Annotated in this window: 6 protein-coding genes; 2 read left to right on the top strand and 4 right to left on the bottom strand. The window is 58.5% G+C overall.

All coding sequences use genetic code 11. The features are described 5' to 3' along the window. Positions 1–809: 809 nt before the first annotated feature. Entirely contained in the window at positions 810–1598 is a 789-nt protein-coding gene (locus C437_RS12110) for a TrmB family transcriptional regulator (RefSeq protein WP_004517250.1), read from the bottom strand. A gap of 82 nt (positions 1599–1680) precedes the next feature. Between C437_RS12110 and C437_RS12115 the strand changes: the two genes are divergently transcribed. Beyond that, on the top strand, positions 1681–2013 hold the full coding sequence (locus C437_RS12115; protein WP_049919763.1) for a DMT family transporter: 333 nt from the start codon (positions 1681–1683) through the stop codon (positions 2011–2013). 961 nt (positions 2014–2974) lie between these two features. Continuing rightward, on the top strand, positions 2975–3226 hold the full coding sequence (locus C437_RS12120) for a hypothetical protein (RefSeq protein ID WP_004517252.1): 252 nt from the start codon (positions 2975–2977) through the stop codon (positions 3224–3226). Positions 3227–3349: 123 nt separating this feature from the next. Here C437_RS12120 and C437_RS12125 read toward each other — a convergent pair whose 3' ends face one another. The 3 genes from C437_RS12125 to C437_RS12135 all read right to left on the bottom strand — a co-directional run bounded on the left by C437_RS12125 (position 3350) and on the right by C437_RS12135 (position 6244). Then, positions 3350–3781 carry a Zn-ribbon domain-containing OB-fold protein gene (locus C437_RS12125; RefSeq protein ID WP_004517253.1) on the bottom strand — a complete coding sequence of 144 codons (432 nt, stop codon included), beginning with the start codon at positions 3779–3781 and terminating at the stop codon, positions 3350–3352. Continuing rightward, positions 3778–4947, bottom strand: coding sequence for a thiolase C-terminal domain-containing protein (locus C437_RS12130; RefSeq protein WP_004517254.1), 1170 nt, complete (start codon positions 4945–4947; stop codon positions 3778–3780). Before C437_RS12130 ends, C437_RS12125 begins: the two co-directional genes overlap by 4 nt. Positions 4948–5125: 178 nt before the next feature. Further along, on the bottom strand, positions 5126–6244 hold the full coding sequence (locus C437_RS12135) for an oxidoreductase (RefSeq protein ID WP_049919764.1): 1119 nt from the start codon (positions 6242–6244) through the stop codon (positions 5126–5128). Positions 6245–6369 lie beyond the last annotated feature (125 nt).

A 6369-nucleotide genomic window follows, 5' to 3' on the forward strand; every position in this document is an offset into this window, starting at 1 on the left:
ACACGAACACGAAGCCTCGGTGGCCTCGCGTTCTAAGCGAGTGACCCAAGCCACCAAGTTGGCAGCGTTGGGGTGTCGTTCCGGGAGCGCTTCCCGGCGCGACCTTCGCATTACATCCGATGGGAGGGAGGTATATAAATAGACGGTCTCGAGGCCGCCGTGTTCAGACCTCACACAGGACATGCGTGGCGTACACACACCGTTCTGCTGCTGCGAGCTATGATAACTAGTTCAAGACGGTCTGTTCGGCATTGTCAGGGTCCGATAGTCGAGCTCTTTCCTGAACAGATTACTTACCCCTTCATTTGCCACTGCTATCTCAACTACGGTCGCTTGTTACCAGAGTTAATCGACGTTCAGCAGTATCGCGACGGGTCCCGGAGTTGAGTGGGGGATACACCAATTGTTGCGGCCGTCACGATCTCGGAACAGCGGTTGTTCACCGGACAGCACTGTAGCTACTGACTAACCAGAGCGACGACAGATCAGTCCCCGGGTAGCTAACGCACCCGACAGGACAACTGTCGGCCAACTTACGCGGCAACTTCGAGGGTGGATTCATTGCAACCAGGTGAAAGCGACTCTGTGGAACATTGAGGTATCGAACTTCACCACGTACACCTCCAAAGTTACAGGACGCGAGGGTGGTTGAGGATAATATCAATCAGGATACCGTACACCCAAGCAGGGCGCTCCAAGACATTCTTGCCGCGGTTGAGAGAAGCTGGGGCTGCTCTCCGCAACACACAGAGGCGATATCAATGTGAGTCAATTAGACCGCATCACGTTGTCCGTCCATCACCACCGTCTCACTCAAGAAGAGGAACAGCATTGTTCCACAGTCGTTGGAAGTACTGGTCAAACTTGGAGACGACTTGCGAATCTTTGATTCCAATCACACCGACCCGGTCGTTACCAGAGACTGGATGCGGAATATCGATTGTTGTCTCTACATTATCCACTATATCGAACGAGAGCGCGATCTCAGGAGTCGTTTTGACAGTTATGTCCGCTGGCTGGTTTTCAATTAGATGCGGGAATCGATCAGGGAGTAGGGTGACCGCTTTTTCACTGAATAGGAGGGCGACAGATAAATCCGCAGTAGTACCCTCAAAAAAGCCTTCCACTTCAGATTGGAGTGTCTCCCACGTCGCCTCCTCGTAGGGAGGCCCGACAGCTGCTTTAACGACGTTTTCCGCGGTCCGCATATGCTGTTGGAGGGCTGTACTCATTTCATCACTCCCGAGCGATCCAAGCCAGAAACTACTCTCTGTTGGTGGTGTCGGCAAAAGGTTCGAACGGACTGTGTTTGCTTTCTCGCAGTACCGATCCCACTCGTGTTTCAGTTCATACGCTCGTTCAGTCAGAAGCCTGTCGACGACGGTTTCTGGCTGTACAGCTGCGTACCGATTTGGGTCGTTCGACTGTCTCCAAATCAGCTTGCGGGCTTCAAGGCCGTTTAGCACGTCGTAGATACGCCCTTTTGGGACCCCACTGGTTGCAGAGAGTTCGGCTGCCGTTACTGCTCCCGTCACGAGAAGCGTTCGATAGGCCTTCTCCTCATAACTTGAGAGTCCAAGCTCGCTCAGTTCCGCCATACCTGTCACTGTTCCTTCAAACAAATTGTAAGTGCTGCTTTGTTTCAATAGCCGTATATCGGCGGCTTCGGGAGCTAACGATATGCATCCGTACGTACTGCTTGGTGGTGCAATACTCTCAGAATTATTCGGGACAACTGCGCTCAAACTCTCGGACGGGTTTTCACAACCGATGCCCAGTATCGGTGTTGCGCTCGGATATGGGGCGGCGTTCTATCTACTATCCCTGACATTAGAGGAATTACCGATTGGTGTCGTGTATGCGACGTGGGCGGCATTAGGGATCATCGGTGTGGCAGGTATCGGAGTCGTTGTTTTTGATGAGCCAGTTGATCTGGCAGGCCTCTTCGGAATCGGCCTCATTGTCGGTGGCGTCTACTGTATTAACGTGGTTTCACAGATGTCTGCCCACTAAGATGGTGTGGTAGGTCTGTGTAGAAACAACGGAGAAGTGGCACTGTGTTCCAACATCTTGTTCGTCCACTTTTGAGTTGTTGTTCACCAACGCTGTCGGACCGTCATGATATAATCACCGCTGGGCTAGATCCAGCAGAACACAGTGTGTGGGACAATTAGTCTCACGAACCCGACAACGTCCGCAGCGGCAACATTAGTCGGCTTCTGATGCTCACAGTGAAAGAGGGGGGTCTATGGCTTGTTTCCTCTGTTCTAGGATTCTAGACACGGACAGAGCGGGCACTGACAACCCTGTTTGATCTTACAGATTAGGGGCGGGCGTGCTGGCCACACAAGAATCCGCTACAGAGTCGATAGCAGAGGACAGGACCGATAACAGCCTCGACGGTTGCACCAACACATATACGCTGACCGGCGCTGGCACATAGCTGCTCTAGTGTCGTATAGAGGCGCTCACGAGACCCTGTGGTCGCCCCACTCTTTCCGGCGGAGTCCAACGGTACAACAATACGACAGAATCGGAGCAGTACAGCAGAGCCTCGACCGCACGTTTGGAGGGAATGGTGGCCCACAATGGGCAATTTGTAGCCCACCATTTTGCAATGTCAGAGGCACGGCTGGGTTCCGAACCCGAGAAACCCTACCAGACGACCAGCAATCAGGGGGAATCGAAGCGGGGACCAGAACCCATCACAATCTGATAGACGCCTGGTAAATAGACTTTGTGGACCCGCGTTATCAGATACCATGATCTAATCCATCTAGGATACCAGCCCTCCTGCCACAGTATCGATGTTTCTAGCGGTGCCTACACTGGTACGTTCGATAATCTCCCGACTCTGCCATGCATATCAGCGGAATGGTCCGTGTTGGGGGTAGGAGGGTCGGGATAGTTCGAGCCAGGCGATCTGTACTTTATCGCCCAAACCATCTGTTATCTTATCGCCGAGTCAAACAGTGTGCTCATCGCTGCTGGGGACACCGATCTCATTAATGCACAACGGCAGGGGTTGCTTGAACGGTCCTTCGAAGCTGTTCTCGACTTCGGATGGTTTGGCGAAGGACTGCAACAACGGCGAACGCTTACTGTCTCGAAATTCCCGGAGTTCTGGCGTGAAACCGATGCTAAGGGACGGGTCAATTTCGACCTGGTGATCGACCGGGATCGGTTCGGCATTTCTGAGATGGAGAAGATTCCGCCGGGACGATAGCTCATACATCGTGGTTATGGACCCCGTCGCTACAATGGCCTTACACCAGTCACTGGTCAGGTATCCAGTAGAGGTGGCTGCGGTGGCCACCACTGTCCCGGCGTCGTCTGTTGGGTCTGTCCCTCATCGTAACTCGAAGACGTGGACCGGCCAGTCAGTCTCGTAGTCGAGCGCGACCTCTCGCTCTGTAGCCGTCGGCTCGCGCACCGTCAGTTCGACCGGGTCACCGATGGCCACATCGTCGTAGTCCGCGGCCACGCGCCCGAGGAGGCGGCCGCCGTCCGTGAGTTCCACGACGGCGACCGTGTACGGAGCATCTGCAGCGAACGCCGGTGGCGGCGTGTGAACAGCCGTGTACGAGAACACCTCGCCCTCGGGGAACTGCGGTTCGACGTCGACACCGCGGCTGCCGCAGGCGTAGCAGGCCGGCCGCGGCGGCAACAGGACCTGGCCACAGTCTGTACAGACCCCACCCAAGAGTTCGCCGTCCGCGAGGGCGTCGAAGAACCCCGGCAGTGTCCGCGGGTTGGTCGCGTCGAGGGCGTCGTCACTCATGGTGCCTCCGCCGTTGTGAGCACGTGACTGACGGTGACGGCGTCCCCGACGCCACCTTCGTTGAGCAACAGGGCCGTCTCAGCCCCCTCGACTGCCCGGTCGCCCGCGGCTCCAGTGAGCTGTTCGTAGGCTTCAAGCGCCTGCAAGAGACCAGTCGCACCGATGGGGTGGCCACGAGCCTTCAGCCCGCCGCTCGGACTCAACTGCACGTCCGTCCAGCCGTCAGCCCGCTCTGCCGGCGGCAGGTAGCTCTGATAGCCCGAACCTGCGGGCGCGAAGCCGGCAGCTTCCGCGAGGAGTGCCTCGCAGACGGTGAACGCGTCGTGAACCTCCGCAATGTCGACAGCAGTAGCGTCGATACCCGCCTCCTCGTAAGCTGTCTCGGCGGCCACGCGCGCGCCCGCGATGTCGGTCATATCCCGCTCGGCGACCGCGATGTTGTTCGCGGAGGCCCCGCTGCCCGCGACACGCACCTGCGGCCGGTTGAGGTCTGCTGCCAATTCGGCAGTCGTCACGAGGACGGCGGCGGCCCCGTCTCCGACCGGCGCACAGTCGTAGAGCTTCAGCGGTGGAGCGACTGGATCTGATTCCAGTACGGTCGCCACGTCAATCTCCTTCGGGAACTGCGCCCGAGGATTACGAGCGGCGTTAGCATGGTTTTTCACTGCGATCTCGGCGAGGTCCCGTTCCGTGGCGTCGGTTTCGTGGAGGTAGCGCTGGCCGAGCAGGGCGTACTGACTGGGTGCAGTGACGCCGGACCGCTGCTCGATAGCGCGGTCGAACGCCGCCGACAGCGCGTCCGTCGCGCCGCTGGTGCCCCCGGCGGTCATCTTCTCGACGCCACAGGCGAGAACTGCTTCGTGTTCGCCGTTACGGACATCCTTGACCGCGTGTCGTAGCGCGAGCGCCCCTGCGGCAGCACACCCTTCGACCCGCTCGGCGGGGACGTGACGGAGGCCGGCCCACTCGGCCAGCAGCGTCCCCTGCATAATCTGATGTTCGTAGGTTTCCGACTGGTTGCCGACGTACACTGCTTCGACGATATCGGCAGGGTCGGGCAGGTCGTCGAACGCCTCCGCAAGCGCGACCGAAAAGAGGTCGCGGCCCGGGAGATCTGTGCGGCCGAGTGGCGAGGCACCGACCGACGCAATGACTGGATCTGGCATTCGTATTTCTCACATCTCTGCGGGCTTAGTTAGTCATTCCCATTTTTTAGATACTTGAAATATTGGGCCGTCGGACCACGAGTAGCGGGTCGCAGGTGCCGACGGGGTCGCTCGTCTGCGATCTAACTCACTCGCCGAATCGGGGTTCGGATCGGCGTTTGCGTCTGTGTCTGAACTGTCAGTCGTCGGCCGAGGCACCGCTTGTCTGCAGTTCATGCTCCGAGAGTTCTGCGGACGGCGCGAGGAACTCGGCAGGATCGAATGCCGTCAGTTCTTCACCCGCTGAGACTTTTTCAGGCCAATCCGGATTGGCAAGTGCACTCGTCGCCAGCGTTACCAAGTCGGCACCGGCATCAACCTTCTCGCGGGCCGCACCAGGCGTGCCAAGCCCGCCGTTGTCGATGATAACCGTCTCATCCGCGGCGTACTCGGCCGCGGCCTCGGCCAGCGTCGGTCCGTCGTCGCCAAACGCCGGCGTGGTCGCATCAGGTTCGGTAACGTGGATATAATCGGCACCGGCCGACGACAGTTCGTCAAAGAACACCGCTGCGGCGTCCTCACCCTCGGGCCACCGATGTTCCGGGTCAAGAATGGTCGACTGTGAGACCCGGATGCCGACAACAAAATCAGCAGGTGTGGCCTCGTCGACCGCTGCGACAACCGCACGCGGATAGCGAACTCGATTTGCGGGTTCGCCGCCGTACTCGTCATTGCGCTGGTTGAACTCGGCCGAGAGGAACTCGTGAAGCAGATACCCGTTTGCACCGTGTATCTCGACACCGTCGAATCCCGCTTCGATGGCGTTTTCAGCCGAGTCGACGAATGCGTCACGGATGTCGTCGAGGTCATCGACCGTGGCGGCTTTGGGCGTCGGGAAGTCACCGCTCCCGCCGTAGGCTTCGGCCTTTTCTCCGTCCAGTTGCACCGCTGATGGGGCGATTGTCTGTTCCCCGTCGACATGCGGGTTCCCCTGACTCTGCGCGCCGGCATGCATCAGCTGGGCGAAAATCGGGACCCCGGCGTCGTGGACTGCCTCGGTAACCTGTTGCCAGGCCGCCGCCTGCGCGTCCGTTACCAGCCCGGGCTGGTTCAGGTAGCCCTGGCTGTATGCGTCGTCGGGATACGTTCCCTCTGTAATGAGAAACGAAAACCCACCTTCGGCGAACCGCTGATAGTACTGTGCCATTTCTGCTGTCGCACGGCCGTCCTCTGTGGCACTCACCCGTGTCATCGGTGCGAGACCAACTCGATTGTCTACCGACAACTCATTGAGTGTCGTTGCGTCGAATAATGTCACAACGCCCGGTAAGCGGATAAGACAATTAACGGCTGGTTCAGCACACGCCGAATCAGCGCCCGCCGGTATCAAAGCCGTACCCTGACAGTGGGGCTACGATTTGCCCTCTTCTGGGGGACACGACC

Source organism: Haloarcula vallismortis ATCC 29715 (assembly GCF_000337775.1).
Classification (GTDB): domain Archaea; phylum Halobacteriota; class Halobacteria; order Halobacteriales; family Haloarculaceae; genus Haloarcula; species Haloarcula vallismortis.